Consider the following 24830-nt stretch of genomic DNA (forward strand, 5'->3'; position numbering starts at 1 on the left):
AGGTGGCGGCCATGGTGCGCGGCGGTGCGGGGGCGATGAAAGTAGGGGAAGGTGGGTTGTGGGCGATGATCGAACGCAAGTTGTAAGGGCAACAATGCAGGCATAAAAAAACCGCTTCCGGTGAGGGAAGCGGTTTTCACACCCGCGCTATCAGAACAACTTCAACGGCGGTGCTTGTTCTTTCAACGGCTCGTTCTTCGCAGTCTGCTCGTTCCAGCCACCGCCGAGGGCCTTGTACAGGTTGACCTCGCTGGTGAGCTGCGCCAGGCGGTCGGTGATCAGCGATTGCTGGGCACTGAACAGTTGGCGCTGGGCGTCGAGGAAGGTCAGGTTGCTGTCGACACCAATGCGGTAGCGACGCTCGGCCAGGCGGTAGTAATCCTGGTTAGCCTCGACGAAGCCGCGCTGGGCATCCAGTTGCTGCTTGTAGGTCGCACGCGCGGCCAGGCCGTCGGAGACTTCCTGGAAGCCGGTCTGGATGGCCTTCTCGTAGTTGGCCACGTTGATCTCTTTCTGGATCTTCGAGTAGTCCAGGCTTGCGCGCAGGCTACCGGCGTTGAAGATCGGGATGTTGATCTGCGGGGCAAACGCCCAGGTTCCCGAACCGCCTTTGAACAGGCCACCCAGGGTAGGGCTGGCAGTACCGGCGCTGGCGGTCAGGCTGATGCTCGGGAAGAACGCCGCACGGGCCGCGCCGATGTTGGCGTTGGCGGCCTTGAGGTTGTACTCGGCTTGCACAATGTCGGGACGACGTTGCAGCAGGTCCGATGGCAACCCGGCCGGCACTTCGCTGAGCAGGTCATCGGACAGCGGCTTGCTGGCGATATTCGCCGGCAGGCCGGTGCCCAGCAGCAGGGTCAGGCTGTTTTCGTCCTGGGCCACCTGGCGGGTGTAACGCGCCAGTTGCACACGGGCGTTTTCCACCGAGGTGCGTGCCTGGCTGAGGTCGAGGGCCGAGGCCACGCCGACTTCATTGCTGCGCGAGGTGAGCTTGTAGCTTTGCTCGAACGCGGCCAGGGTGTCCTGGGTCAGCTTGAGCAGCTCCTTGTCGGCCTGCCAGGTCAGGTAGGCATTCGCCACGCTGGCCACCAGGCTGATTTGGGTGCTGCGACGTGCTTCTTCAGTGGCGAAGTACTTCTGCAGCGCTTCTTCACTGAGGCTGCGCACGCGACCGAACAGGTCCAGCTCATAAGAGCTGATCCCAAGGCCCGCCGAGTACTGGCTGGCGATGGTCGATTCGCCGGTCTGCGACAGCTTGGCCGGGGTGCGCGAACGGCTGCCGTTACCGGTGGCCGACACGGCCGGGAACAGGTCGGCACGTTGGATCTGATATTGCGCCGCATAGGCGTCGATGTTCAGCGCCGCGACACGCAGGTCACGGTTGTTCACCAACGCGGTCTGGATCAGCTGTTGCAGGGCAGGGTCATGGAAAAACTGCTTCCAGCCTTGCTCGGCAGCGGCCTGGCTCGGCGCCTGGGCCGACGAATACGCCGGCCCCTGCGGGAACTGCGCGGCCACCGGCGCTTCGGGGCGCTGATAGTCAGGTATCAGCGAGCAGCCACTGAGCACGAATGCGGTGACGGCTAGGGAAAGTAGCGACTTGCTCATTGGCCAGCCTCTTTAGGAGTTTCAGTAGTGTCTTTCTTTTTGCGTTCGCCAGCGGCGGACACGGTTGCGTAGAACAGCGGCACCCAGAAGATCGCCAGCACAGTGGCCGTGATCATACCGCCGATAACACCGGTACCGATTGCGTGCTGGCTGCCTGAGCCGGCGCCGGTGGAGATTGCCAGCGGTAGTACGCCGAGCATGAACGCCAACGAGGTCATGATGATCGGGCGCAGACGCATACGGGACGCTTCGATAGCCGCCTCGACGATGCCTTTGCCTTGCTCGTGCAGTTCCTTGGCGAATTCCACGATGAGGATGGCGTTTTTCGCCGCCAGGCCCACCGTCACCAACAGGCCCACCTGGAAGAACACGTCGTTGGACAAGCCGCGCATGCTGGTGGCGATCAGTGCACCGATCACACCCAGTGGCACAACCAGAATCACCGCAATCGGAATCGACCAGCTTTCGTACAGTGCTGCCAGGCACAGGAACACGACCAAAAGCGACAGTGCGTACAGGGCTGGCGCCTGGGAACCGGAAAGGCGTTCTTCGTACGACAGGCCTGTCCAGGCATAACCGACACCGGCCGGCAGTTCTTTGGCAATGCGTTCGACTTCGGCCATCGCATCACCGGTACTGTAGCCCGGTGCCGGGGTACCGAGGATTTCCATCGCCGCTACACCGTTGTATCGCGAAAGTTTGGGCGAACCGTAGATCCACTGGCCCGACGAGATAGCCGACAGCGGCACCATTTTCCCGTCGTTGCTGCGCACGTACCATTTGTCCAGATCTTCGGGCGACATACGGCTGGCGGCGTCACCTTGTACATACACCTTCTTCACGCGACCACGGTCGATGAAGTCGTTGATGTAGCTACCACCCAAGGCAATGGCCAGGGTCTGCTGGATATCGGCGAGGCTGATGCCTTGGGCACTGGCCTTCTCGTCGTCAACGGTCAGCTCGTACTGCGGCTCATCGTTCACGCCGTTAGGGCGTACGCCGGCCAGCACCTTGCTTTGTGCCGCAGCGCCCAGGAACTGGTTACGTGCAGCCATCAGCTTGTCGTGGCCGACGCCACCCTGGTCTTGCAGGAACACGTCAAAACCGGTGGCGTTACCCAGCTCCAGCACCGAAGGCGGCACGATGGCAAATACCATGGCGTCCTTGAAGGCCCCGAAGAAGTAACCCTGGGCACGCTTAGCCACTTCGAACACCGACTGGCTCGAATCCCGCTCGTCCCACGGCTTGAGCATCACGAACGCAAGACCCGAGCTCTGGCCACGGCCAGCAAAGTTGAAGCCGTTCACGGTAAACACCGATTTCACTGCCTTGCCTTCGCCTGGCTCGCCTTCCTTGTCGTTCAGCAGGAAGGCGCGCATGTCGTCGACGACTTTTTGCGTGCGCTCAGCCGAAGCACCGACCGGTGTCTGCACCTGGGCGAAGATCACACCCTGGTCTTCCTCAGGCAGGAACGCGCTTGGAATACGGGTGAACATCCAGATCATGCCGGCCAGGATCAGCGCGTACACCAGGAATGCCGGGATCTTGTGCTTGATCATGCCGCCCACGCCGCGCTCGTACTTGAGTACGCCACGGTCGAAGGTGCGGTTGAACCAGCCGAAGAAGCCGCGCTTGGGCTGGCCGTGTTTTTCCGGATCAATCGGCTTGAGCATGGTGGCGCACAACGCCGGGGTGAAGATCAGGGCAACCAGCACCGACAACGCCATCGCCGAAACGATGGTGATGGAGAACTGCCGGTAGATCACACCGGTAGAACCACCGAAGAACGCCATCGGCAGCAGTACCGCCGACAGTACCAGGGCAATACCCACCAGGGCGCCCTGGATCTGGCCCATGGACTTGATCGTTGCTTCCTTGGGCGACAGGTGCTCCTCAGCCATTACCCGTTCGACGTTTTCCACTACCACGATGGCATCGTCCACCAGCAAGCCGATGGCCAGGATCATGCCGAACATGGTCAAGGTGTTGATGGTGAAGCCGCACGCCGCCAGGATCCCGAAGGTACCCAGCAATACCACCGGTACGGTCATGGTGGTGATGATGGTGGCACGGAAGTTCTGCAGGAACAGGAACATCACCAGAAACACCAACACGATCGCTTCGACCAGGGTGTGAACCACACCGGAGATCGATTCGGTCACGACCGGCGTGGTGTCATACGGCACCACCGCCTTCATGCCTGGCGGGAAGAACGGCTCCAGGGACTTGACTGTTTCGCGGATGGCCTTGCCAGTGTCCAGTGCGTTGGCACCGGCCGCCAGCTTGATCGCCATACCCGAAGCCGGCTTGCCGTTGAACTGTGCACTGATGCTGTAGTTCTGGCCGCCCAGTTCGATGCGCGCGACGTCACCCAGGCGAACCTGGGAGCCGTCGGTGTTCACCTTCATCAGGATCTTGGCGAATTCCTCGGTGCTTTGCAGGCGCGTCTTGCCGATGATCGTGGCGTTCAGCTGGGTGCCGGGCAGGGCAGGCAGGCCGCCCAGTTGGCCGGTGGCCACCTGCACGTTCTGGGCCTTGATGGCATTGCTGACGTCCACTGGCGTGAGCTGGTAGTTGTTGAGCTTGGCCGGGTCGAGCCAGATACGCATCGCGTACTGCGAACCGAACACCTGGAAGTCACCCACCCCCGCGGTACGGGAGATCGGGTCCTGGATGTTGGACACGATGTAGTTGGAGAGGTCGTCCTTGGTCATGCTGCCGTCTTCCGACACTAGACCGATCACCATCAGGAAGTTCTTCACCGACTTGGTCACACGGATACCCTGTTGCTGCACTTCTTGCGGCAGCAGTGGGGTGGCCAGGTTCAGCTTGTTCTGTACCTGGACCTGAGCGATATCCGGGTTGGTACCCTGGTTGAACGTCACGGTGATGGTCATGCTGCCGTCGGAGTTACTGTCCGAGGAGACATAACGCAGGTTGTCGATACCGTTGAGCTGTTGCTCGATGACCTGCACCACGGTGTCCTGCACGGTTTGTGCGGACGCACCTGGGTAGGTCACCTGGATATCAATGGCCGTTGGCGCAATGGCCGGGTATTGGTTGATGGGCAACTTCAGGATCGAGAGTGCCCCGACCAGCATGATCACCAGGGCAATTACCCAGGCGAAAATGGGACGGTCGATAAAAAATTTCGACATGGATTACTCCCCTTGACCAGCAGCGGCAGCAGGCGCTGCGGCAGTACCGGCGGGTTTAGCGTTGGAGGCTTCCGTGACCTTCACCTCGGCGCCTGGCTTGACGTACTGCAAGCCTTCGGTGATGACGCGATCACCGGCATTGAGGCCTTTTTCCACCAGCCAGTAGGCACCGGCGGTACGGTTGGCAACCAGTTCACGTTGCTCGACCTTGTTGTCCTTGTTCACGATCAGCGCCGTCGGAATGCCGCGCAGGTCACGGGTCACGCCTTGTTGCGGAGCCAGGATGGCCTTGCTGTTCACACCGGCCAGCAACTGGGCGTGTACGAACATGCCCGGCAGCAGCACGTGGTCAGGGTTGGGGAACACGGCACGCAGGGTCACGGAACCGGTGGTCTGGTCGACCGACACTTCGGAGAACTCCAGCTTGCCGTCCTGGGCGTAAGCCGTGCCGTCTTCCAGGGTCAGCTTGACCTTGGCAGCGTTGTCGCCGGCTTTTTCCAGTTGGCCACTGGCCAGGTCGCGACGCAGCTTGAGCATTTCAGCTGAAGATTGCGTGACGTCGACGTAGATCGGGTCCAGTTGCTGGATCACCGCCATGGCGTCGGCCTGGCCATTGCTGACCAGTGCGCCTTCGGTGACCGAAGAACGGCCAATACGCCCGGAGATCGGCGCGTACACCTTGGTGTAGCGCACGTTGATCTGGGCGGTTTGAACGTTTGCCTCGGCAGTCATGCGGTTGGCAACGGCGGTGTCGTATTCCTGACGGCTGACGGCCTGCTCCTCGACCAATTGCTTGTAGCGATCGGTGATGGATTTGGTCTGGGTCAGGCTCGCCTGTGCGCTTTTGAGCGTGGCTTCATACACCGACGGGTCGATCTGGTAGAGCTGTTGCCCTTCCTTCACGTCGGCGCCTTCCTTGAACAGGCGCTTGAGAATGATGCCGTTGACCTGCGGCCGGACTTCCGCAATGCGGAAGGCCGTGGTGCGGCCTGGCAGCTCGGTGGTCAGGGTATAGGCTTGCGGTTGAATGGTGACCACGCCGACCTGAGGGGTTTGAGCGGGCGGTGCCGCTTCTTCCTTTTTACATCCGCTGAGCAGCGATGCCAGGGCGACGGCAGTGACCAGAGCGGTAACAGCTGGCTTAAGTTGCATGAAGATCCTCGGGTCAGGCGCGCAGAGTGCGCACAAGAAGTGTGGAAGGGTAAAAAACAAGCCGTGAGTGGATAAGTAGCTTGCTACGCAATATACTTACGTTCATGGTTGTTTGTAAACTCTTGACAGGCTTCGCGCAATGCTGACAAAGCACCGCTGCAAGCCTCGATTCTAGTACGTTCGGCGCCCATGACGGCGTCGTCCCACAATTATTCAGATGATGGTCAAGTACCATCCACAGTGTCCTGATTGAGGTTTTACTGCCATGGTTCGTCGCACCAAAGAGGAAGCTCAGGAAACGCGCAGCCAGATTCTCCAAGCCGCCGAGCAAGCCTTTTATGAGCGTGGCGTGGCGCGCACCACCCTGGCGGACATCGCCGCGCTGGCAGGGGTGACGCGCGGGGCTATCTATTGGCATTTCAGCAATAAGTCCGATTTGCTCCAGGCCCTGCTCGACACGCTGCACGAACCGCTGGACGAACTGGCCCGGGCGAGTGAAAGCGAGGATGAAGCCGACCCGCTCGGCTGTATGCGCAAGCTGCTGATTCATCTCTACCATGAAGTGGCCCTGGACCCGAAAACCCGGCGCATCAACGAGATTCTGTTTCATAAGTGCGAGTTCACCGATGAAATGTGCGACATGCGCCGCCAACGCCAGACCCACACCCTTGAGTGCAACCTGCGCATCGGCTTGACGTTGCGTAACGCGGTCCATCGCGGGCAACTTCCAGCCACGCTGGATACCACCCGTGGGGCCGTGTGTATTCATGCGTTTATCCACGGGTTGATCGGCCAGTGGCTGCTGGTGCCTGACAGTTTCCAATTGCATCAGGACGCCGAGCGCTGGGCGGATATAGGGCTGGACATGCTGCGCCTGAGCCCCAGCCTGCGCAATTGAAACAAAATGCGTAATTGCAACCCGTTGTGTCAACAGTAAAGCCTAAAGACAGTCAATCGTCCTTCTGCCTGATTTGTGGGGTGACTTTATATACGGCCTGGCGGGCGGTTGATAGGTAGCCGGCTAAGTATTTTGTAGCGATATTGTTGCAAGGCTGTGAAGGAATGTTACCTGCGGCCCATAAAAAGCCCTGGCTCTCGAAAGCCGGGGCTTTTTTATTTCAATTGAATGCCAGGGAGGGTGGTTAGGACTTGACAGCGCTGGGCGAGTGAAGGCGGTCAAGTGCGCGGCCGCCTAGCATAAAGGTTATCCGATAACAACTGCCTGAGTAGACAGGTGTGTGGTTTTTTGTGGCTCGTTAGTGTCTGCATCCAGAGCGGGCAGCCGCAGTGGCGAAAAACCTATGTCGATGAGGAAGCAGGTTATGGGTGCGGTAAAGGTGTTTGATGAGTTCACCGTAAAGTATGACGCTGTGCACCGGGCGTATTGGACTAATACGTTGAGTGAAGACGATTTGAAGCAATGGCATGAAGCCCAGCTTAGAACAGTCTTGCGCCACGTTAAAAACAAGTCCGCTTTCTATGCCGGGCATTTGAAGGACATCAATGTCGACGGTGTCACGCTGGCGAATCTTTCATCACTGCCACCAAGGACGATTTGCGCGAGTCCATGCTGGACATCCTGTCAGGCACATTGGAAGACAGTATCTATTACTACGAAACCACCGGTACCACCGGCCCAGCGACACCTTGTCCGAGGGATAAGAAGGAAAGTTATGCCAGCAACAAACAACTGGCCATGTCATATCAAGCGGTATTGGAGAAGCATTTCCCCACAGAGAAAACAGTTGTAGGCGTCATGGGACCGACCGAGGTGCATTCCTTCGGCGATACCTTGGGCGATGTCTGCCAACAACTGGGGGTCTGTAACGCCAAAATCTGGCCACATTCCCCCGTCATCGGGTACCCCAAGACGCTCCAGTTGATGAAGGATTTGCGTATTGGTGTTGTTGCGTCCGCACCTGGACTATTGCTGGCATTGGCCAAGGAAGCCGAGCGACTTGGCTTCAATCCTAGTCAGGACTTTCACTTGCGGGCGTTCATGATGAGCGGCGAATTGTGCACGCCAGCGCTGAAGAACAACTTGTATAGCCTCTGGGGCTGTGAAGCCTACAACAGCCTGTATGGCTCCCAGGAAACAATGATCATTGCCGCGGCCAACGCCAGCGATCAACTGATGCCTCACCGACTCAACTACATCATTGAAGTGCTGAATCCGCAAACGGGTGAAAGCCTGGGTGACAGTGGCGAAGGGGAGCTGTGCGTCACAATGTTGATCGATGGAGTGAAGCCGCTGATTCGCTACCGTACGGGCGACCTGGTTTGCATACAAAAAAATCCGAAGAACCCTATCGCCCATGCGCACGTCATGAAAGTGGTCGGGCGGGTCAAGGATGCGATGACGCTCAACGGTAAGGCTTTCACCGCTGGTCATATCGAGCAGGCGCTGCTTGAAGGTGTGGAGCAATGTCTGGGTTATCAGATCGTCATTAACTCCGTGAACGGCAGGGATACGGTGATCGCCAAGATGGAAATGTCCAGGTTCTATGAAGGCGACCGCAGCCAATTGACATTACTGATTCGTGAGCGTGTACGCGAACGCCTGGGCGTCGAGGCCACGATCATGGTCGTCGATGACCTGGATGATCACGTCAACCTGGGCAGTTGGTTCAGTTGGAAAGAAGCGCGAATCGTCGATCAGCGCAATCGCTAGGCTGGGTCTGCGCATGAGCATGTCCGTGAAAATCGTTTCTGCGAAAAGTGAACTGTTCCAGAAAGTCTGCGCATTAAGGTCTCGCTATATAGGTGACAACCCGGCCAACGAGGAAAGTTTTTCCGATGCCGAGGTAGTGCGCGATACCTGTTCGTACCACATGGCTTATTTCGACGGCGACGAGATAGTCGGCGCTATCCGGATAACGCCATTGGGGCATGGCATGAGCTTTGTCGAACGTGTAGTTGACGTAGGCCACTACTTTGCTCACCCCCTGGACTCATTTGATGCCAATCGGTTGGTGTTGGATGAAAAATACAGAGGGGGATTGCACTTGAGGTCATTTCTTCTGCAAACCGCCATCTGGTTGAAGGCTAATACGCACTTTCAGTACATCTCGGCTTTATGCCGTGGGCGTTTGGCTGCCCTGTATGTCGATATCGGCGGCCATGTTCTGGCTGACGATATTACCTGGACGAACCGCCAGTCATCACGGGATTACAGTTTGGTTTACCTGGAACTGGAAACCGTCTTTAACACCATCAAAGGAAAAATAGCTCATGGATAATTTTTTCAAAGAACTGGACGCGATTGTTGATAGCGGCTGGGCCAAAATCAAGAAAGGACGTTATTGGAATCACAGCCTTGAGCAGACGATGACGGTCGAGCTTTATCAGCAGGTGATGCTCCAAGTTTATCACTACACCCGTTTCAACTCGATTAATCAGGCGGCCTGTGCGTTCAGCGCGGACCCCAGTCAGACTACGTTACTTCGCTTTGTCTACAAGCATGCGCTTGAAGAATTGGGGCACGAAAAAATGGTGATTCGCGACTTGGAATCCATCGGCGCCTTGCCTGTATCACTGCCCGCGCCGCTCCCGCCTACTCAGGCGCTGATCGCTTATTTGAATGACGTCGCCATTCGTCTTGGGCCGGTCGCGCGACTGGGTTACAGCTATTGGGCGGAGGAGGTGTATGAGCATATCCAGCCGATCCTAAACAAGTTTCGCACCGACCTGGGGCTCAAGGACGAGCAGATGACATTCTTCGTCGCCCATTCGAGCATTGACGAAAAACACTCCGAAGAAGTTCGTCTTGCGATGCAACGCTCGGTGAGGACGGATGAAGAGCGGACGCTTATCAAGGAAGTCGCCCGGGTGACCCTGTACCTCACCGGTCAGTTGCTGGAAGAGTCGTTGCTCGAATACGAGCGTATCGCCGACGCGCCGCTGGCCAAGGCGTCCTGAACTGATGAAGCTGATCGTCATTGTCGGGTCAAACCGCTTGCACGGGGTCAGCAGCCAGGTGGTGTCGTTGATTCGACGCCACTTGGAGGGACGCGCCTCTGTCCAAGACCTTTGGCTGCGCGATTATCGTATCGACTATTGCGACGCTGATAACGCGTGCTCACATCGCGATTGTTTACTGCAGGACGATGTCGGCGCGATTGTCGATGAAATGGCCAGGGCCGACGCCATCCTGTATCTACCCGTCATGCATGCCTATGGTACCAACAGCCGGTTCCAGGCGTTCCTGGAACGGGTGGGTTACGGCTTTTTGCGCCCCAGGGAGCGGCCGTTGCGGGACAAGCTTGCCGCGGTGGCAGTGGTGGGGCGCCGGTACGGACATACGGCCGTGTTCAGTCAGGTGGTGCTGAACGTTCTGTTGAACAAGATGGTGCTCGTTGGCTCCGGCTTTCCAGCCACATTCAATACGCAACTGGTTCAGGACACTGAGGCGGAACAGGCTCTGCGGGAGACGCTGGATCGCCTCCTTGAACACTTTCAAAAATTGAATGCACACCCACGCCAAGGCGTGGAGCGCCTGCGTCTGCTCAAGCAAGTCCAATTTCAAACGGGATGATGAATTAATGCCTATTCGCGATTCGTTGATAGCTGTCCTGGTCGCTTTTTTATGGGGCGCCCAAGTGACAGCAGTTAAAGTTGGGGGGCAGGAACTTCCGCCAATTCTCATGGTTGCCATGCGCTTTGCCTTGATGGCGATTGTATTGGTGCCGTTTTGCGGGATTCCTAAACGCCGTGAGCTCCTTCCTGTGTTCTGGATCGCCTCGCTGGTGGGAGCTCTGCATTTCGGGCTTTTATACTGTGGCATCTCGCGGGTGGATGCCTCCACTTCTGCTGTTGCGTACCAACTGGCCACACCTTTCACGTTGCTGTTGGCTTTCGCCGTCTTGAAGGAGCGAATTGGTTTGCAGGTGGTAGTCGGGATTGTCATCGCATTGATTGGAGTGCTGACGGTGGTAGGGGGGGTTGGCCGCGGCGGTGCGTTGTCGGGGGTGTTGCTGGTGATTGTTGCGGCGTTTGTTTTTGCGGTGGGCACTGTCCTTACCAAGCGCTGGGGACCTTTCAATCCTGTGGCGATCAGCGCGTGGACAGCATTGATTGCCGCACCGGAGTTACTGATGGTCTCCGCCGCGGTGGAGGGGGATGCATGGGGTTCGGTGCTGACTGCCAGCCCGAAAGCATGGGCTGCCGTCCTGTATACCGCTGTCAGTGGCGGGCTGATTGGGTTTGGCCTGTGGTATTGGCTTTTGGGGCGGCACCCGGTTCAGCGCCTTACGCCGTTCCTTCTATTGGTGCCAGTATTTGCAGTGGCGGTCAGCCAGGTACTTCTGCAGGAAGGTGTTTCGCTGAGCTTGGTCGTCGGTGGTGTTGCGGTTTTGGCAGGCGTTGCACTGTGCCAGGTCCGGCTACCGGCACGGCAAGTCCGCGCCGGAGATGCTCCTGTCGAATGATTGGCGAACCCGTTGAGAGGTAATGTTCGATGAATTGGCCAGGTCAGTGGGTATTGCTCGCCATGCGTAAGCAAAACCGGTTCCGCTACAGGCTTAAGGTCCGGCGGTGGAAGGGGCAAGGTTATGAGGTCGCCTACTTGCAATCGAGCAGGGTCAAGACCGGCCCTACCTTGGTGTTCCTTCATGGCCTGGGAGCCAGCAAGGACCAGTGGGGCCCTAAGCTTTACTCGTTGGTTGAGACCTGTAACTGCGTTTTCCTTGATCTTCCTGGAGAAGGCGAGTCGTCTTTCGACGGCTTGCAAAGCTATGACCCTACGGCTCAGGTGGTCCGATTAAGGGCGTTTTTCGAGGCGCATGCCTTCCCGGAGCTGGTGTTGATAGGCAGCTCTATGGGCGGCTGCATTGCCTGTCTTTATGCTGCCACTTATCCGGCAGAAGTTTGCGGTGTAATCGCGCTGGCACCTGCGGGGTTATCTTCGACACGGCTCAGTGCGGCGATGAATCAGTTTCTGGAGTCGGGCAGACACCCTTTTGGCTATCGCTGCGTTGACGAAATGCAGGCCCTGTGGGAGATGATATTCACCCGGCCGCCGAGGGTACCAGCCTTTCTGGCGAGGGCGCTGGCCAACAAGGGGGCGCAGCGCTATGAGAAAATCGGAAAAATACTAAGGGACTTCAAGGACGCCGGACTGTACCCGCTTCAATCGCGATTGGCGGACGTTCAAGCCAAGACGTTGGTGGTGTGGGGGCGCAATGATCGGGTCTTTGATGTTTCGTGCCTGCATGAGGTCCACCGGCTTTTGCCACAGGCCAGTATTTGCGTTATCGAAGATGCGGGGCATGTACCCTACCTGGAGTGTGCCGAGCAAACCCTGCAGGCTATTCAGTGGTTTCTCGCAGGGACTCAAGCGTTGCCTGACTCAGTGTGAGAGCACCTGTAAACCGTGGGTAATTGAGGTTGACCCCTATTGAACCTATGAGTAGTATCCAACGGGTATTCAGGAATCACTCCTGCAATGCCCTCAAGACACAGGAAGTCTTAAATGTACTACCGACTATCAGTGCTGAAGAGCTCCCTCGGATCGTCCTCCGAGTCCAACACTGCCCATCTTTCGGTTTTCAAAAGCAATATCTGGCGTCGCTAATCCAGCAACCGCCGGTGTCTTGCTGCCTGTTTCAGTCAAACACCCCTAATTGGTAACTCATTAATAGCCGAGCGCTATTATTCGATTTTTCGTGGCTGGTCCCGGCAAAATCGTAATAGGCGAATGGTGCGCTGAAGTTCTGTCTCTTTTTTGAGTAGGTGCTTTTGCGGGCCCGAGTGCGCGTGTGGCTGATGAGTCCTTCACATCAATAATTAACTGGTTGAACTGCCAGGCAGTTTAAGTAATCGCTCTGTGCGTTCGATTCTGCTGTGTGAGCCTGTTATCAATAAAAAGGAGTTATGTCATGCGTGGGATAACCACACCCGTGAGCGTTAAACTACATACCGAAAGTTTGAAGTGCGACCCGCTTGTTGTCTATGAAGCGGCGGCAAAAGTACTCGGTGCCGACAAAGTCTTCATTCTCGAATCGCTGTCCGGCCCCAGCCGGGATCGCAAGGCAACAATTATCGGACTAGAACCTCTATTGGCCCTGAATTCAACACATAAGTGCAACGCTCACCCCTGTATGCACTTCGTACGGCGTCTTCCAGCCCAAGCGCTTGCGCGGGCGTAGATTGATCCTCGCTACTGTCCGATTGACGGCTTCGACGGTCAGCTTGCTGAAGTCGCTGCCCTTGGGGAAATACTGGCGGAGCAGACCGTTGGTGTTTTCATTGGTGCCACGTTGCCAGGATGAATAGGGGTCTGCAAAAAAGACCTGGCACTGGCTCCGTAGCGCGATGCGTTCATGCCCGGCAAACTCCCTTCCGTTATCCAGCGTCAGCGTGTGAGCGGCATGGCCCTGAAGCATCAGATTGATCGCCCGCGTTACCTGCCGGCGCGTTCTGCGCTTGACCGGATAGGCGCTCAGATAGCCGCTTTTGCGATCAACCAGGGTCACCAGGTTACCGCCCAGTCCATGTACCGTATCGCCCTCCCAGTCCCCCAGGCGCTCGCGGCTTTCGACCTCGGCTGGGCGTTCACTGATTGACACGCGATTACGCAGCTGCCCGCGCCGATCGTGGCTTCCATAGCGTTTCCGGTAGCGCTTTCGGCGATGTCGCAGATAGGTATAAAGCTCACCACCGGCGCGCTGTTCGGCGGCAATGAACCGATAAATCCACTCATGGCTGACCGCCCGGCTTGGCTGCTCCTGCTTCAACCGCTGGGCGATCTGCTCCGGACTCATGCCATGCTTGAGCCACACCGGGAGATGATGGCTGAGCCATGTCGCCGGCTTGCAAAACTTGCGCGCACCCGCTCGACGAGCATCACTTTCATGGGCCGCAGAAACAGCCTTGTAGATATTCTGGGTGCTGTTGCGGCGAACCTCGCGACTGATCGTCGAGGGATGCACGCCGACCCGCTTTGCAATGCTCGCCTGGCTCTCTGCGGCGCTCAAGCCAGCCTCAATCTGGTAACGTTGTCCCTGAGTCAGCTGCCGGTAATGCGTAGTCATCTGCGCTTGAATCCTTCGGTGTGAGAGCCTGGATTCTACCGGTGGCTGGCTCTCTGCCTCTCGTTTCAAGCGTTGCGCTTATTCTATGAATTCAGGGGCGGTAAAAATTTATGAGGGGTATGCAACACTCGAAGCCAATGAGCAACTGTTCAGTTATTTAAGAAGTGCATTGTCTGCTCAGGAAATAGTTCTGGATGACCATGGCCGTATAAACATTCGTTCGAACGATGCGGTATGGAATTTGCTGCGTGCGTTACAAACACCCTTTGAGGTTCAGCGTCAGACTCACCCCAGCCTCGCTTTTTTTGGCTACCTCTCTTATGACTGCGTTCGGTTTGTCGAGGAAATTCCCCACTTGACCGAGCAAACCAATGATTATCCGATTATTGCCTTGACCGTATTTCAGACGCTGGTTTACTTCCATTCCAATGGAACAGTGGACCTCATGGTCAACAACAGTTCCCTCTGGAAATCCCGTAGTACCGATGACTACGTTGCGCTACTGGCAGATGCCAAGGGTATCCCGGCTGATGACTCTCCGATTATTTACCCGTCGGTCACGGTCGCGCGCGATACGGTGCAAAAAGAGCAATTCCTTGGCTGGGTCGACAAGGCGCTGGAGCACATTCGCCAAGGTGATATTTATCAGATCCAATTGGGTCATGAGGTGCAGGTGGATACGCCGGTCAAACCTTTTGATGTGTACCGTGCGTTGCGCAAGAACAACCCGTCTCCTTACATGTATTTGGCCAACCTGGGGGGCGTTGACCTGATTGGCGCAAGCCCCGAGCTATTTGTTCGCATCAAGGACGATCTGATTGAGATGAGGCCCATCGCCGGCACCGTGGGCAAAACCCCTGGCATACCGTCGAGCGAGCTGATTTTAAGCATGACACGCTCTGAAAAAGAACGGGCTGAACATTTGATGCTGGTGGATTTGTGCAGGAATGACATCGGTCGTGTCTGCCAGCCAGGTTCACTTGAAGTCGATGAATTGATGTTGGTCGAAGAGTACTCGCACCTCTATCACATGGTCTCCAACGTGCGTGGCTTGTTGCGAAAAGGCTTCGATGCCTTCGACGTGATCAAGGCTTCTTTCCCCGCGGGAACCATGACCGGTGCGCCAAAAATACGTGCGATGCAGATTATCGAAAGCATGGAAAATAACCGTCGTGGAATATATGCCGGAGCAGTCGGTTTGATCGGATTCGACGGCAGCATCAATACGGCTTTATGCATTCGCTCAGCGGTTCATAAAGAAGGTACTTATTACCTGCGTGCGTCGGCAGGCGTGGTGGCCGACTCGGTTCCGGATAAAGAGTGGACCGAAACCTTCTACAAAATGGGTTCTGTCTATCGTGCGGTTACCGGCAAGGAGATGCTGCAATGAAAGTTTTCTTGATTGATGCATATGACAGTTTTGTTTTCATTATCAGCCAGTATCTTGAACAGCTTGGACTGGAAACCCATGTGGAGCGCAATGATGTTCCAAATTTGATCGAACGTATCGAAGCGTATGCGCCAGACTTTTGTGTCTTGGGCCCAGGGCCTGGGCACCCGCAGGACGCGGGGTACATTGAAGTCATCCAAAACTTTAAAGGGCGCCTGCCGATATTGGGCGTCTGTTTGGGGCATCAAGCCATCGGTCTGGCGTTTGGCGGGGCGGTCATCCGAGCCTCGCATGTCATGCATGGCAAGATCAGCGCCATCGATAACGATGGGCTAGGTGTCTACGCCCATACAGGGGGGCGTTCGATCAAGGCGACTCGTTACCACTCGCTGATTATTGATAACGAGGGGCTACCCGGTGAACTGGCAGTAACGTCCACCTCGACCGATGATGGATACATCATGGGCGTGCGGCACGCTGACTATCCGATAGAGGGAGTCCAGTTTCACCCCGAAAGTATATTGACGGAGGACGGCCTTGGAATATTCAAGAGCTTTATAGACCAACACTGTCTCCAAGCAGGATTGTAAGCGGCGCGCAACGGGTCGCTTGTTCAGCGGCCCGTTTTTTTAACCAAGTTGTATCAAAAAAGCTTCTATGAGTGGCAGGGATTCATCGTGGATGACTTATTTAGGTATAAAAAAGAAGACGTACTCCTGAGGGTTAATTTCAAAGAAGTATTGGATGACTTTTCCGTGCTGGCCACCGACTTGCACCGACGAGATTGGGAACGCCATCTGCGCAAGGTGCTGCGTCGTATTGGCTATCAAAGCTATTTGCTGAGCTTGGGCCCTTCAACCACCAGTGACCCCTTTAACAGGATCATGACGACTTATCCTTCTGACTGGCTCAGGCGATACAAGGAGGAGAACTTCATTCAGGTGGACCCGATAATCAGGCATTGCCGCCATCACTTCGCGCCTCTTTTCTGGGGGCTGGCACGCAGACAAGCACGAGGTCGGTCCCATCAGTTCTGGACGGAGCGCGAGGGGTATGGGCTTTTGCAGGGTGTCAGTATTCCCCTGCGTTTTAACGAAATGGCCGGATCGCTCAACGTCGCTCAATGCGTGAGCTTTACCGACGATCTTGGCGATGACCTGAATGGTCCGTTAGGCAAGCTATTCATGCTGATTCCCTTCCTTCTGGAGGGCTCCCAAAAACATTTGAACGCAGTGGGTGAGCAACTCTGCAATCTGACATTAAGGGAGTCAGAAGTGCTGAAATGGTCTGGTGTGGGCAAAACGACTTGGGAAATGAGCTGCATCTTGGGATGTTCAGAGAGAACCATCAATTTTCACATTGCAAATGCGAGTCGAAAGTTGGGCTCTTTCAGCCGGCGGCAAGCCGTCGGCGTGGCGTTGGCGCAGGGACTGATCTCTCTATAGAAAATGATTCAAGAAGAGGCCGGTCATTTCAAATCATGCCAAGCGTTTCTCGCCGTCCATAAAAAGCCCCGGCTGTCGCAAGCCGGGGTTTTTTGTTCCAGTCGATCAGAGTGCCAGCGTCGGGTAGTCGATATAACCCACCGGGCCTTTGCCATAGAAGGTCTCCGGATGCGGCTCGTTCAACGGCGCATCAGCCTTCAGTCGCGCCGGCAGGTCCGGGTTGGCGATGAAAGGAATACCGAAGGCCACTGCATCCGCCTTGCCCGCCGCCAGCCAGGCATTGGCGCTGTCTTTGGTGAAACGTTCGTTGGCGATGTACGCGCCGCCGAAGGCTTTTTTCAGCTGCGGGCCAAGGCTGTCTGCGCCTTCTTTTTCACGGGAGCAGATAAAGGCGATACCGCGCTTGCCCAGTTCGCTGGCGACGTAGGTGAAGGTCTCGGCGAGGTTGTCGTCGCCCATGTCATGCGCGTCAGCACGCGGTGCCAGGTGCACGCCCACGCGGCCGGCGCCCCAGACTTCGATGGCGGCGTCGGTGACTTCCAGCAACAGGCGCGCACGGTTTTCCAAAGAGCCGCCGTACTGGTCGGTGCGCTGGTTGGTGCTGCTTTGCAGGAACTGGTCGAGCAGGTAGCCGTTGGCGCCGTGGATTTCCACGCCGTCGAAGCCTGCGGCCTTGGCGTTCTCGGCGCCGGTGCGGTAAGCGTCGACGATGTCGGCGATTTCAGCGGTTTCCAGGGCGCGCGGGGTCGGGTAGTCGGCCAATGGGCGAACCAGGCTGACGTGGCCTTTAGCCTGAACCGCACTCGGAGCCACCGGGGTTTCGCCGTTCAGGTAGGACGCGTGGGAGATGCGGCCCACATGCCACAACTGCAAGAAGATCTTGCCGCCCGCGCCATGCACGGCCTTGGTGATGTTGGCCCAGCCGCGCACCTGATCGTTGGACCAGATGCCGGGGGTGTCCGGGTAGCCCACGCCCATCGGTGTCACGGAAGTGGCTTCGCTGAGGATCAGCCCGGCGGAGGCGCGTTGCACGTAGTACTCGGCCATCAGCGCATTGGGCACGCGGCCGGCATCCGCGCGGCAGCGGGTCAGCGGCGCCATGATGATGCGGTTCGACAGTTGCAGGTCGCCCAGTGTGATCGGATCGAAAATAGTCGTCATGGGAAAAACACCTTCTCTTTCAAGTTGATCAGTGGGTCGCGGGGGCCAGGTCGGCATTGGCGCCCTGACGGAAAGTGATCAGGGTCACCAGCAGCGCGAGGATGGCCAGCGCCGCGGCGGCCAGTGGCACGCGGGTCAGGCCGAAACCGTGGGCAATCACGCTGCCACCGACCCAGGCGCCGAGGGCGTTGCCAATGTTGAAGGCCCCGATGTTCAAGGTGGACACCAGGTTCGGCGCGGCCTTGCCGAAGGTCACCACGTTGATTTGCAGCGCCGGCACGGCGGCGAACGAAGCGGTGGCCCACAGGAACAGGGTGATTTCAGTCGGTATCACCGCAACGCTGGTCCAGCTCAGTACCGTGCAAACCACCGCCATGCTGATGAACACGCCGATCAAGGTGGCCGCCAGGCGCTTGTCCGCCAGTTTGCCGCCGATGATGTTGCCCACGGTGAGGCCCAGGCCGATCAGCAGCAGCGTCCAGGTCACGCCTTTGGGCGACACGCCAGTGACATCGCCCAGCAGCGGCGCGACGTAGGTAAAGAGGGTAAACATGGACGCGGCAAACAGCGCAGTCATGCTCAGTGACAACCAGATACCGGCGCCCTTGAGGGCGGCCAGTTCGGCACGCATGTCGAGTTTTTCTTCGTCACGCTTGGCGGGCAGGAAGCGAATAAGGCCGATCAAGGCGATCACGCCAATCACGGTCACGGCCCAGAAGGTCGAGCGCCAGCCGGCTTCCTGGCCCAGCGCCGTACCCAGGGGCACGCCCAGCACGTTGGCCAGGGTCAACCCGGTGAACATCAGCGCCACCGCCGACGCACGTTTGTTGGCCGGCACCAGGTTGGCCGCCACCACCGAACCAATTCCGAAGAAGGCTCCGTGGCACAACGCCGTGACCACACGGGCAAACATCAGCACGTTGTAGTCGCTTGCCAGGGCGCAGAGCAGGTTGCCGATAATGAAAATACCCATCAACGCTACCAGCGCCGCCTTGCGTGGCAGCCTGGCGGTGGCCAGTGCCATGAACGGTGCGCCGATGGCCACGCCCAAGGCGTACCCGGTGACCAGCCAGCCGGCGCCGGGAATTGACACACCCAGGTCTGCCGCCACATCGGGCAGCAAGCCCATGATGACGAACTCGGTGGTGCCGATGGCGAAGGCGCTCAGGGCCAGTATGAGTAGCGAGAGGGGCATGTACGTGTCCTTGGTGATTACGGTGCGCTGAGTTCGGTAATGAGCGCAGTGAGAAAGGCTTGGATCACTTCCTCATTGCGCTTGAAAAAGTGCCACTGTCCAGCCTTCTGGCTGCTGATCAGACCCGCACGTTGCAAGGTGGCCAGGTGGGCCGACACCGTCGACTGGGACAAGCCGCAGCGCTGGTCGATCTGCCCGGCGCAGATGCCGTATTCGTGGTTGTGCAATTGCTCGGGGAACTGCACTTTCGGGGCTTTGAGCCAGGTGAGGATGTCTCGTCGTACTGGGTGCGCCAGGGCTTTTATTATTTCGTCGAGGTCGATGGACATGGCAGGGTGCTCGGTGTCGTAAAGCGTTATATCGCGATAAGGCGAACTTTAGATCGTAATATCCCGATATACCAATATGATTTTGATCTGAGGCCAGGTCGAATCGGTATATCGGGTTATAACGATATATTGGTGGCAGTGGTAGACTGCGCGGCATGAATTATCTCGCACATCTGCACCTGGGCGGCCAACTTCCTGCGCAATTGCTGGGTAGCCTTTATGGTGACTTCGTCAAAGGCCGCCTGCAGGGCCAGTTCAGCCCGCAAATCGAAGCGGCGATCCAGCTGCATCGTTCCATCGACCGCTTTACCGATAGCCATCCGCTGGTGGGCGAGGCCTTGTCGCGCTTCAGTCTGACCCGCCGGCGCTATGCCGGGATCGTCCTCGATGTGTTTTTTGACCATTGCCTGGCGCGGGATTGGGCGCTGTATGCCGACCAGCCTCTGGAGCGTTTCACGTCCCAGGTGTATCAGGTGTTGGCGGCTGAACCCGCGTTGCCGGGGCGGCTGGCGCAGATTGCGCCGTATATGGCAGCGGATGATTGGTTGGGCTCGTACCGCGAGTTTGCGGTGATGGACCAGGTGCTGCGCGGGATTTCGCGGCGGCTGACGCAGCCTGAGGAGTTAGGATATGCGATGCAGGAGTTGCGGGTTTTGTATGAGCCCCTGAGTGAGGACTTTCGACTGTTCTACCCAGAGTTGCAGAAATTTGCACAATCTCAACTGACTACATGAGAGCTGAATGTGGGAGCTGGCTTGCCGGCTCCCACATTTGGATTGTGTTCACATTGCTTCAGGCTGCGAATGCAGGTCGAGCAGCCACTTGCTCTGCTTCCGGCACTGGCCCAAACAACGCCTTCTGCACCGCTTGCTGCGCCTGATACGCCAACGCCGCACGTTCCTGCCCAGTGCAGGCAATCGGCTTGAGCACATGAATCTCTACATCGCCCTGGTCATTGGAAAACAAGCGCATCAGGTGCGAGAGCAAATCATCATCGCCAATAAAGGGCGCCAGCGGGTCGACCTGGCCGTCGCGCAGATACCGAATCGCCACCGGCTGCAGCGACACATCCGCATCGATCGCGCTGGCCAGCAAGCGCCCGTGGAACGTGCGCAGGCCGCGACCGTCGGTGGTGGTGCCTTCGGGGAACATCAGCAAGGGGTGCTGTTGTTCCAGATGACGGGTCATCTGCTTGCGAATCAGTTGGCTGTCACCTGAACCGCGACGAATAAACAGGCTGCCAGCCTTGGCCGCCAGCCAGCCCGCCACCGGCCAGGTACGTACTTCGGCCTTGGACAAAAACGACATCGGCGCCACCATGCCCAGCAACGGGATATCCGTCCAGGACACATGATTGCTCACCCACAGCATCGGCGTTTGCGGCAACTCGCCATGCACCGTCACGCGAAAGGGCAGGGCGTTGGTCAGCCGTGCCATGAAGAAGCGCGACCAACGCTGGCGCCGCACCATCGAGTTAGCCACCCCCAGGCGCTCGAACAGGCCGAACACACTGGCCATGCTCAACCCCAGCCCCACCACCAACAGCACGCGGGCGATGCGCCCGTAAATGCGCAGGCGGTTCATCACATGGCCGCCTTGAAGTGGCGCGCGTAACGCGGGCACAACTCGTCGCGCTTGAGCAGGATAAACACGTCGGCTACCTGGAAGTCTTCATCCCAGCACGGCTCGCCGCAGATCTTCGCGCCCAGGCGCATGTAGGCCTTGAGCAGCGGCGGCATTTCGGCGATGACGTTGGACGGCAAGTCCAGGGCCGGCAGCGGTTTTTTCGGTTCGGCGCGCAGGTGTTCGTTGCACAGGTAGCGCTCGCGCAAGCGCTGCATGATCGCGTGGGCCTGGATGCCGCCATCGTGCATCGGGATGCTTGCGCAGCCCATCAGGTAGCTGTAGCCACCCTGGTTGAGTACCTCGGCCAACTCGCCCCACAACACCGCGATGGTGCCGCCATTGCGATAGGCCGGGTCGACGCAGGTGCGGCCAATCTCCAGAATCGGGCCCTGCAAGTGCAGCAGGCCATGCAGGCTGAATTCTTCTTCGCTGTAGAACCGTCCCAGGGTGTTGGCGGCCTGGTGGTCGAGCAGACGGGTGGTGGCGACGAGTCGACCGCTGTTCAAATCCCGCACGCCGATATGGCTGCAGTGAACATCATAGTCATCCATGTCCAGACCCAGTTCCGCGCCTTTCAGTTTGGCGTTGAACTCGCCGCTGAACACGTTGAACCGCAGGGCCTGGGCTTCCTGCAATGCCTGTGCGCCTACCAGGCGTTCGGCTTGCAGACGGCGTTCATTGCCTTTGTCGCTGATGCGGGCGATCTGAGTCATAGCGAGTCTCCGGGTGCCGGCCAGGTTGCGGCCAGTCGACTTTGTTGTCCAAAGTCAGGCTATGTAGCCTCGGTGTCAGCTCCATGAAGTTACGGTGACGGTTGGATGACAGCCCCCTTGTCGCAAATCTGTCACTGGCGTGAGCTAGGCTCGCGGGCTTGAATGCCCCCTTGAGTTTGCGTCCATGGTCCGAGGCCTGTTGTGCGTTGCCCTGTTGTTTGTCGCCGTGAATGCTCGCGCTGAAATCTGGCCTGAAAAGGAGTGGGCCGTGGGCACAGCCCTCACTGGTCCCGCTGTCGATGCCCTGAACGCCTACGCTTTCCCACCCCGTGACGATGCCACCCGCAACGGTATTCGCACCGACGCGTTGCTGGTCATTCGGGATGGCGAAATCATCTATGAACGCTACGCCGCACCCACCACTGCCAGCACACCGCACCTGACCTGGTCCGTCAGCAAAAGCCTGATGGCTACCGTGCTGGGCGTGGCCTATGGGCAAGGCCGCTTCAAACTCAGCGACCCCGCTGCACGTTTCTACCCGCCGATGAAGCAGCATCCCAAAGTGAGCATGGCCGACCTACTGCACTGGGCCTCGGGGTTGGATTGGCAGGAAGACTACGAATACGCCCCGTTGAAATCTTCGGTGGTGGCGATGCTCTACACCCGTGGCCACACCGACATGGCGCAATTCGCAGCGGATACCGATGCGGTCGCCGCCCCTGGCCAGGCTTTCCGTTATTCCAGTGGCGACAGCAATATCCTGTCCGCCGCGCTCAAGGGCATGCTCGGCCACAAGGCCTACATGACCTACCCGTGGGACGCGCTGTTCCAGCCCCTGGGCATTCGCGACGCAACCTGGGAAACCGATGCTGATGAGACGTTTGTCGCGTCGTCCTATGCCTACCTCACGGCCCGGGATCTGGCACGAGTAGGGCTACTGATGGCGCGGGATGGGCGCTGGGGCGAGCGGCAACTGCTGCCCAAGGACTGGGTCGCCTTCAACCGCCGGCCCTTCGATCGCTACAAAGCCGGCCAGGATGAAGCCGTGCCGGGCGGCCATTGGTGGCTCAACACCGGCGCCCCCCAACCCTGGCCCGACGCACCGGCCGCCACCTTTGCCGCGCTGGGGCACTGGGGCCAGGCGCTGTTTGTGCTGCCCGATGAACACCTGGTGATCGTGCGTTACGGCGATGATCGGGATGGTAGTTACCGGCATAACGAACTGCTCAAACGAGTGCTGGCGGCGGTGCGCTCATGATGCGTCGTCATCCGTTCATCAGCGTTTTACTGGTGTTGTTTATCGCACTCTTGGGCTGGGTTTGGCACGAGCGCGTCAACCTGCAAGCCTTCCCTGACATCATCGCGGCGTACACCGCCAAGGAGTATTGCTCGTGCCGGTATGTGGCCAACAACCCTGCGCAGTATTGCCTGGGGTATGTGAAGCAGTACGTGCCAACCAGTGCGTTCACTGACTCGCCGGAACGCAGTGAAGTCACGGCAAGCGGTTTAGGGCGTACGCAGACGGCGCGGTGGTTGGGCGACCGTCAAGGCTGCCGCCTCAACCCCTGACACATCCAAATTCCCCTGTGGGAGCTGGCTTGCCTGCGATAGCGCCAGGTCAGTCAACATCACGGGTGCCTGTGCCGCCGTCATCGCAGGCAAGCCAGCTCCCACATTTAGATTATCTGCGTGGGTTCTCGGAAAAAGAACCGGCCCTGAGGTTCCACAGAGTGGAACCACCTTTGATTGTCCTCACGCGCACATCGCGCTTAGCTGTCGATGTGTCGCCAACAAGAACGGGACCACCCGCCTGTGAGGAGAATCACCATGCGCCCGCACCAGCACATCCTGGATTGGCTCAGTGACGTTGCCAGCGACTTGCACGCTGTGCGTCACGATATCCACGCCCATCCTGAGCTTGGCTTTGAAGAGAACCGTACCTCTGCACTGGTCGCGCAGTCATTGCGGGAGTGGGGGTATGAGGTGCATACCGGCATCGGCAAGACCGGTGTGGTCGGCGTGCTGCGTAACGGCAACAGCTCGCGCACGTTGGGGATTCGCGCCGACATGGACGCCTTGCCCATCATCGAAAATACCGGCGCGGTCTATACCAGCCAGCATGCCGGCTGCATGCACGCCTGCGGCCATGACGGCCACACCACCATGTTGCTCGGTGCCGCGCGTTACTTGGCGGCGACGCGGCAATTGGACGGCACTTTGAACCTGATTTTCCAACCCGCCGAAGAAGGCCAGGGCGGCGCCGAGGCGATGCTGGCGGACGGTTTGCTGGAGCGCTTTCCTTGCGACGGGTTGTTCGGCATGCACAATATGCCGGGTTTGCCGGCGGGGCATCTGGGCTTGAGAGTTGGCCCGATGATGGCGTCCCAGGATTTGCTTACCGTGACCCTCGAAGGTGTCGGTGGCCACGGCTCCATGCCACACCTCACTATCGATCCACTGGTGGCGGCAGCCAGCATGGTCATGGCTCTGCAAACGGTGGTGGCGCGCAATATCGATACCCAGGAAGCCGCCGTGGTCACCGTCGGCGCCTTGCAGGCCGGCCAGGCGGCCAACGTGATTCCCCAGCAAGCGTTATTGCGCCTGAGCCTGCGCGCACTCAACCCCAAGGTGCGTGAACAAATGCTGGAACGGGTCAACGCGATCATCCAGACCCAGGCCGCCAGCTTCGGCTGCACCGTGCAGGTCGAACACCGCCCGGCCTACCCGGTGCTGGTCAACCACGCCGAAGAAACCGAATTCGCCCGTCAGGTCGGCGTGGCCTTGCTCGGTGCCGACGCCGTGGACGGCAACACCCGCACGCTGATGGGCAGCGAAGACTTCGCCTGGATGCTGCAACGCTGCCCAGGCAGTTATCTGTTTATCGGCAACGGCGTGTCGCGGCCGATGGTGCACAACCCCGCCTATGACTTCAACGACGACATCCTGCTGACCGGCGCAGCCTACTGGGGCGCGCTGGCCGAGAGCTGGCTCAAGCCGGCCTGATGACCTCTTTTTTCTGCCGC

Annotated in this window: 21 protein-coding genes and 3 pseudogenes; 15 read left to right on the forward strand and 9 right to left on the reverse strand. The window is 58.3% G+C overall.

Features of this window, described 5'->3' with window-relative positions; genetic code table 11:
• Positions 1-150: 150 nt before the first annotated feature.
• Genes adeC through AB4P90_RS07740 form a run of 3 tightly spaced genes read right to left on the reverse strand, consistent with a single transcriptional unit; the run spans position 151 to position 5918 of the window.
• Positions 151-1608, reverse strand: a complete 1458-nt coding sequence (adeC, locus tag AB4P90_RS07730) for an AdeC/AdeK/OprM family multidrug efflux complex outer membrane factor (protein ID WP_003189337.1) — start codon at positions 1606-1608, stop codon at positions 151-153.
• The gene (locus AB4P90_RS07735) at positions 1605-4766 is read right to left on the reverse strand and encodes an efflux RND transporter permease subunit (RefSeq protein WP_014717302.1); all 3162 of its coding nucleotides are present in this window, start codon (positions 4764-4766) and stop codon (positions 1605-1607) included. Before AB4P90_RS07735 ends, adeC begins: the two co-directional genes overlap by 4 nt.
• A 3-nt stretch (positions 4767-4769) precedes the next feature.
• Positions 4770-5918, reverse strand: coding sequence for an efflux RND transporter periplasmic adaptor subunit (locus AB4P90_RS07740; protein ID WP_014717303.1), 1149 nt, complete (start codon positions 5916-5918; stop codon positions 4770-4772).
• Positions 5919-6183: 265 nt separating this feature from the next.
• On the opposite strand from AB4P90_RS07740, the gene AB4P90_RS07745 reads away from it, so the two are divergent.
• The 8 genes and pseudogenes from AB4P90_RS07745 to AB4P90_RS07780 form a co-directional block, all read left to right on the forward strand.
• A complete protein-coding gene (locus tag AB4P90_RS07745) occupies positions 6184-6816 on the forward strand; it encodes a TetR family transcriptional regulator (RefSeq protein WP_020300997.1) in 633 nt (210 codons plus the stop codon).
• A 424-nt stretch (positions 6817-7240) separates the two neighbouring features.
• Positions 7241-8589 (forward strand): annotated as a pseudogene (locus AB4P90_RS07750) (phenylacetate--CoA ligase family protein).
• A 13-nt stretch (positions 8590-8602) separates the two neighbouring features.
• Positions 8603-9157 (forward strand): acetyltransferase, encoded by a 555-nt coding sequence (locus tag AB4P90_RS07755; protein ID WP_395605779.1) that lies wholly within the window; start codon positions 8603-8605, stop codon positions 9155-9157.
• Positions 9150-9836, forward strand: coding sequence for an iron-containing redox enzyme family protein (locus AB4P90_RS07760; RefSeq protein WP_014717307.1), 687 nt, complete (start codon positions 9150-9152; stop codon positions 9834-9836). Before AB4P90_RS07755 ends, AB4P90_RS07760 begins: the two co-directional genes overlap by 8 nt.
• A 4-nt stretch (positions 9837-9840) precedes the next feature.
• The gene (locus tag AB4P90_RS07765; protein WP_339232845.1) at positions 9841-10452 is read left to right on the forward strand and encodes a flavodoxin family protein; all 612 of its coding nucleotides are present in this window, start codon (positions 9841-9843) and stop codon (positions 10450-10452) included.
• Between the two features lie 7 nt (positions 10453-10459).
• A complete protein-coding gene (locus AB4P90_RS07770) occupies positions 10460-11344 on the forward strand; it encodes a DMT family transporter (protein ID WP_014717309.1) in 885 nt (294 codons plus the stop codon).
• A gap of 62 nt (positions 11345-11406) precedes the next feature.
• Positions 11407-12273 carry an alpha/beta fold hydrolase gene (locus tag AB4P90_RS07775; RefSeq protein ID WP_175570648.1) on the forward strand — a complete coding sequence of 289 codons (867 nt, stop codon included), beginning with the start codon at positions 11407-11409 and terminating at the stop codon, positions 12271-12273.
• A 520-nt stretch (positions 12274-12793) separates the two neighbouring features.
• A pseudogene (locus tag AB4P90_RS07780) lies at positions 12794-12985 on the forward strand (anthranilate synthase component I family protein); the annotation flags it as partial.
• Here AB4P90_RS07780 and AB4P90_RS07785 read toward each other — a convergent pair.
• Positions 12986-13948 (reverse strand): IS30-like element ISPpu17 family transposase, encoded by a 963-nt coding sequence (locus AB4P90_RS07785; protein ID WP_004577240.1) that lies wholly within the window; start codon positions 13946-13948, stop codon positions 12986-12988.
• Between the two features lie 97 nt (positions 13949-14045).
• On the opposite strand from AB4P90_RS07785, the pseudogene AB4P90_RS07790 reads away from it, so the two are divergent.
• The 3 genes and pseudogenes from AB4P90_RS07790 to AB4P90_RS07800 all read left to right on the forward strand — a co-directional run.
• Positions 14046-15338 (forward strand): annotated as a pseudogene (locus tag AB4P90_RS07790) (anthranilate synthase component I family protein); the annotation flags it as partial.
• Positions 15335-15928: an aminodeoxychorismate/anthranilate synthase component II gene (locus tag AB4P90_RS07795; RefSeq protein WP_014717312.1), complete on the forward strand. Its 594-nt coding sequence runs from the start codon at positions 15335-15337 to the stop codon at positions 15926-15928. The pseudogene AB4P90_RS07790 and the gene AB4P90_RS07795, both read left to right, overlap by 4 nt.
• 87 nt (positions 15929-16015) lie before the next feature.
• The gene (locus AB4P90_RS07800) at positions 16016-16783 is read left to right on the forward strand and encodes an autoinducer binding domain-containing protein (RefSeq protein WP_019817822.1); all 768 of its coding nucleotides are present in this window, start codon (positions 16016-16018) and stop codon (positions 16781-16783) included.
• A 105-nt stretch (positions 16784-16888) separates the two neighbouring features.
• On the opposite strand, the gene AB4P90_RS07805 is transcribed toward AB4P90_RS07800, so the two are convergent.
• The 3 genes from AB4P90_RS07805 to AB4P90_RS07815 are packed head-to-tail and all read right to left on the reverse strand — an operon-like array spanning position 16889 to position 19468.
• The gene (locus AB4P90_RS07805) at positions 16889-17944 is read right to left on the reverse strand and encodes an alkene reductase (RefSeq protein ID WP_014717314.1); all 1056 of its coding nucleotides are present in this window, start codon (positions 17942-17944) and stop codon (positions 16889-16891) included.
• Between the two features lie 28 nt (positions 17945-17972).
• Positions 17973-19139: an MFS transporter gene (locus AB4P90_RS07810; RefSeq protein ID WP_014717315.1), complete on the reverse strand. Its 1167-nt coding sequence runs from the start codon at positions 19137-19139 to the stop codon at positions 17973-17975.
• Positions 19140-19156: 17 nt separating this feature from the next.
• Entirely contained in the window at positions 19157-19468 is a 312-nt protein-coding gene (locus tag AB4P90_RS07815; protein ID WP_395605780.1) for an ArsR/SmtB family transcription factor, read from the reverse strand.
• Positions 19469-19623: 155 nt separating this feature from the next.
• On the opposite strand from AB4P90_RS07815, the gene AB4P90_RS07820 reads away from it, so the two are divergent.
• Positions 19624-20202 (forward strand): ACP phosphodiesterase, encoded by a 579-nt coding sequence (locus tag AB4P90_RS07820; RefSeq protein WP_014717316.1) that lies wholly within the window; start codon positions 19624-19626, stop codon positions 20200-20202.
• 58 nt (positions 20203-20260) lie between these two features.
• Here AB4P90_RS07820 and AB4P90_RS07825 read toward each other — a convergent pair whose 3' ends face one another.
• Together AB4P90_RS07825 and olsB are read right to left on the reverse strand one after the other, a co-directional pair.
• Complete coding sequence (locus AB4P90_RS07825) at positions 20261-21052, reverse strand: 1-acyl-sn-glycerol-3-phosphate acyltransferase (protein WP_014717317.1); 792 nt, start codon at positions 21050-21052, stop codon at positions 20261-20263.
• Positions 21052-21807, reverse strand: a complete 756-nt coding sequence (gene olsB / locus AB4P90_RS07830) for an L-ornithine N(alpha)-acyltransferase (protein WP_019817819.1) — start codon at positions 21805-21807, stop codon at positions 21052-21054. Before olsB ends, AB4P90_RS07825 begins: the two co-directional genes overlap by 1 nt.
• A gap of 184 nt (positions 21808-21991) precedes the next feature.
• Between olsB and AB4P90_RS07835 the strand changes: the two genes are divergently transcribed.
• From AB4P90_RS07835 to AB4P90_RS07845, 3 genes are all read left to right on the forward strand, one after another.
• On the forward strand, positions 21992-23065 hold the full coding sequence (locus tag AB4P90_RS07835; protein ID WP_395605781.1) for a serine hydrolase domain-containing protein: 1074 nt from the start codon (positions 21992-21994) through the stop codon (positions 23063-23065).
• Positions 23062-23376, forward strand: a complete 315-nt coding sequence (locus AB4P90_RS07840; protein WP_014717319.1) for a hypothetical protein — start codon at positions 23062-23064, stop codon at positions 23374-23376. The genes AB4P90_RS07835 and AB4P90_RS07840 overlap by 4 nt, the downstream gene beginning before the upstream one ends.
• A 258-nt stretch (positions 23377-23634) precedes the next feature.
• Positions 23635-24810 carry a M20 aminoacylase family protein gene (locus tag AB4P90_RS07845; RefSeq protein WP_020301004.1) on the forward strand — a complete coding sequence of 392 codons (1176 nt, stop codon included), beginning with the start codon at positions 23635-23637 and terminating at the stop codon, positions 24808-24810.
• Positions 24811-24830 lie beyond the last annotated feature (20 nt).

It is taken from the genome of Pseudomonas sp. B16120 (genome assembly GCF_044218845.1).
GTDB classification, from domain to species: domain Bacteria; phylum Pseudomonadota; class Gammaproteobacteria; order Pseudomonadales; family Pseudomonadaceae; genus Aquipseudomonas; species Aquipseudomonas paracarnis.

Coding starts and splice junctions, on each gene's coding strand:
- adeC (WP_003189337.1), bottom strand. CDS start 1,608: ATGAGCAAGTCGCTACTTTCCCTAGCCGTCACCGCATTCGTGCTCAGT.
- AB4P90_RS07735 (WP_014717302.1), bottom strand. CDS start 4,766: ATGTCGAAATTTTTTATCGACCGTCCCATTTTCGCCTGGGTAATTGCC.
- AB4P90_RS07740 (WP_014717303.1), bottom strand. CDS start 5,918: ATGCAACTTAAGCCAGCTGTTACCGCTCTGGTCACTGCCGTCGCCCTG.
- AB4P90_RS07745 (WP_020300997.1), top strand. CDS start 6,184: ATGGTTCGTCGCACCAAAGAGGAAGCTCAGGAAACGCGCAGCCAGATT.
- AB4P90_RS07755 (WP_395605779.1), top strand. CDS start 8,603: ATGAGCATGTCCGTGAAAATCGTTTCTGCGAAAAGTGAACTGTTCCAG.
- AB4P90_RS07760 (WP_014717307.1), top strand. CDS start 9,150: ATGGATAATTTTTTCAAAGAACTGGACGCGATTGTTGATAGCGGCTGG.
- AB4P90_RS07765 (WP_339232845.1), top strand. CDS start 9,841: ATGAAGCTGATCGTCATTGTCGGGTCAAACCGCTTGCACGGGGTCAGC.
- AB4P90_RS07770 (WP_014717309.1), top strand. CDS start 10,460: ATGCCTATTCGCGATTCGTTGATAGCTGTCCTGGTCGCTTTTTTATGG.
- AB4P90_RS07775 (WP_175570648.1), top strand. CDS start 11,407: ATGCGTAAGCAAAACCGGTTCCGCTACAGGCTTAAGGTCCGGCGGTGG.
- AB4P90_RS07785 (WP_004577240.1), bottom strand. CDS start 13,948: ATGACTACGCATTACCGGCAGCTGACTCAGGGACAACGTTACCAGATT.
- AB4P90_RS07795 (WP_014717312.1), top strand. CDS start 15,335: ATGAAAGTTTTCTTGATTGATGCATATGACAGTTTTGTTTTCATTATC.
- AB4P90_RS07805 (WP_014717314.1), bottom strand. CDS start 17,944: ATGACGACTATTTTCGATCCGATCACACTGGGCGACCTGCAACTGTCG.
- AB4P90_RS07810 (WP_014717315.1), bottom strand. CDS start 19,139: ATGCCCCTCTCGCTACTCATACTGGCCCTGAGCGCCTTCGCCATCGGC.
- AB4P90_RS07815 (WP_395605780.1), bottom strand. CDS start 19,468: ATGTCCATCGACCTCGACGAAATAATAAAAGCCCTGGCGCACCCAGTA.
- AB4P90_RS07820 (WP_014717316.1), top strand. CDS start 19,624: ATGAATTATCTCGCACATCTGCACCTGGGCGGCCAACTTCCTGCGCAA.
- AB4P90_RS07825 (WP_014717317.1), bottom strand. CDS start 21,052: ATGAACCGCCTGCGCATTTACGGGCGCATCGCCCGCGTGCTGTTGGTG.
- olsB (WP_019817819.1), bottom strand. CDS start 21,807: ATGACTCAGATCGCCCGCATCAGCGACAAAGGCAATGAACGCCGTCTG.
- AB4P90_RS07835 (WP_395605781.1), top strand. CDS start 21,992: ATGGTCCGAGGCCTGTTGTGCGTTGCCCTGTTGTTTGTCGCCGTGAAT.
- AB4P90_RS07840 (WP_014717319.1), top strand. CDS start 23,062: ATGATGCGTCGTCATCCGTTCATCAGCGTTTTACTGGTGTTGTTTATC.
- AB4P90_RS07845 (WP_020301004.1), top strand. CDS start 23,635: ATGCGCCCGCACCAGCACATCCTGGATTGGCTCAGTGACGTTGCCAGC.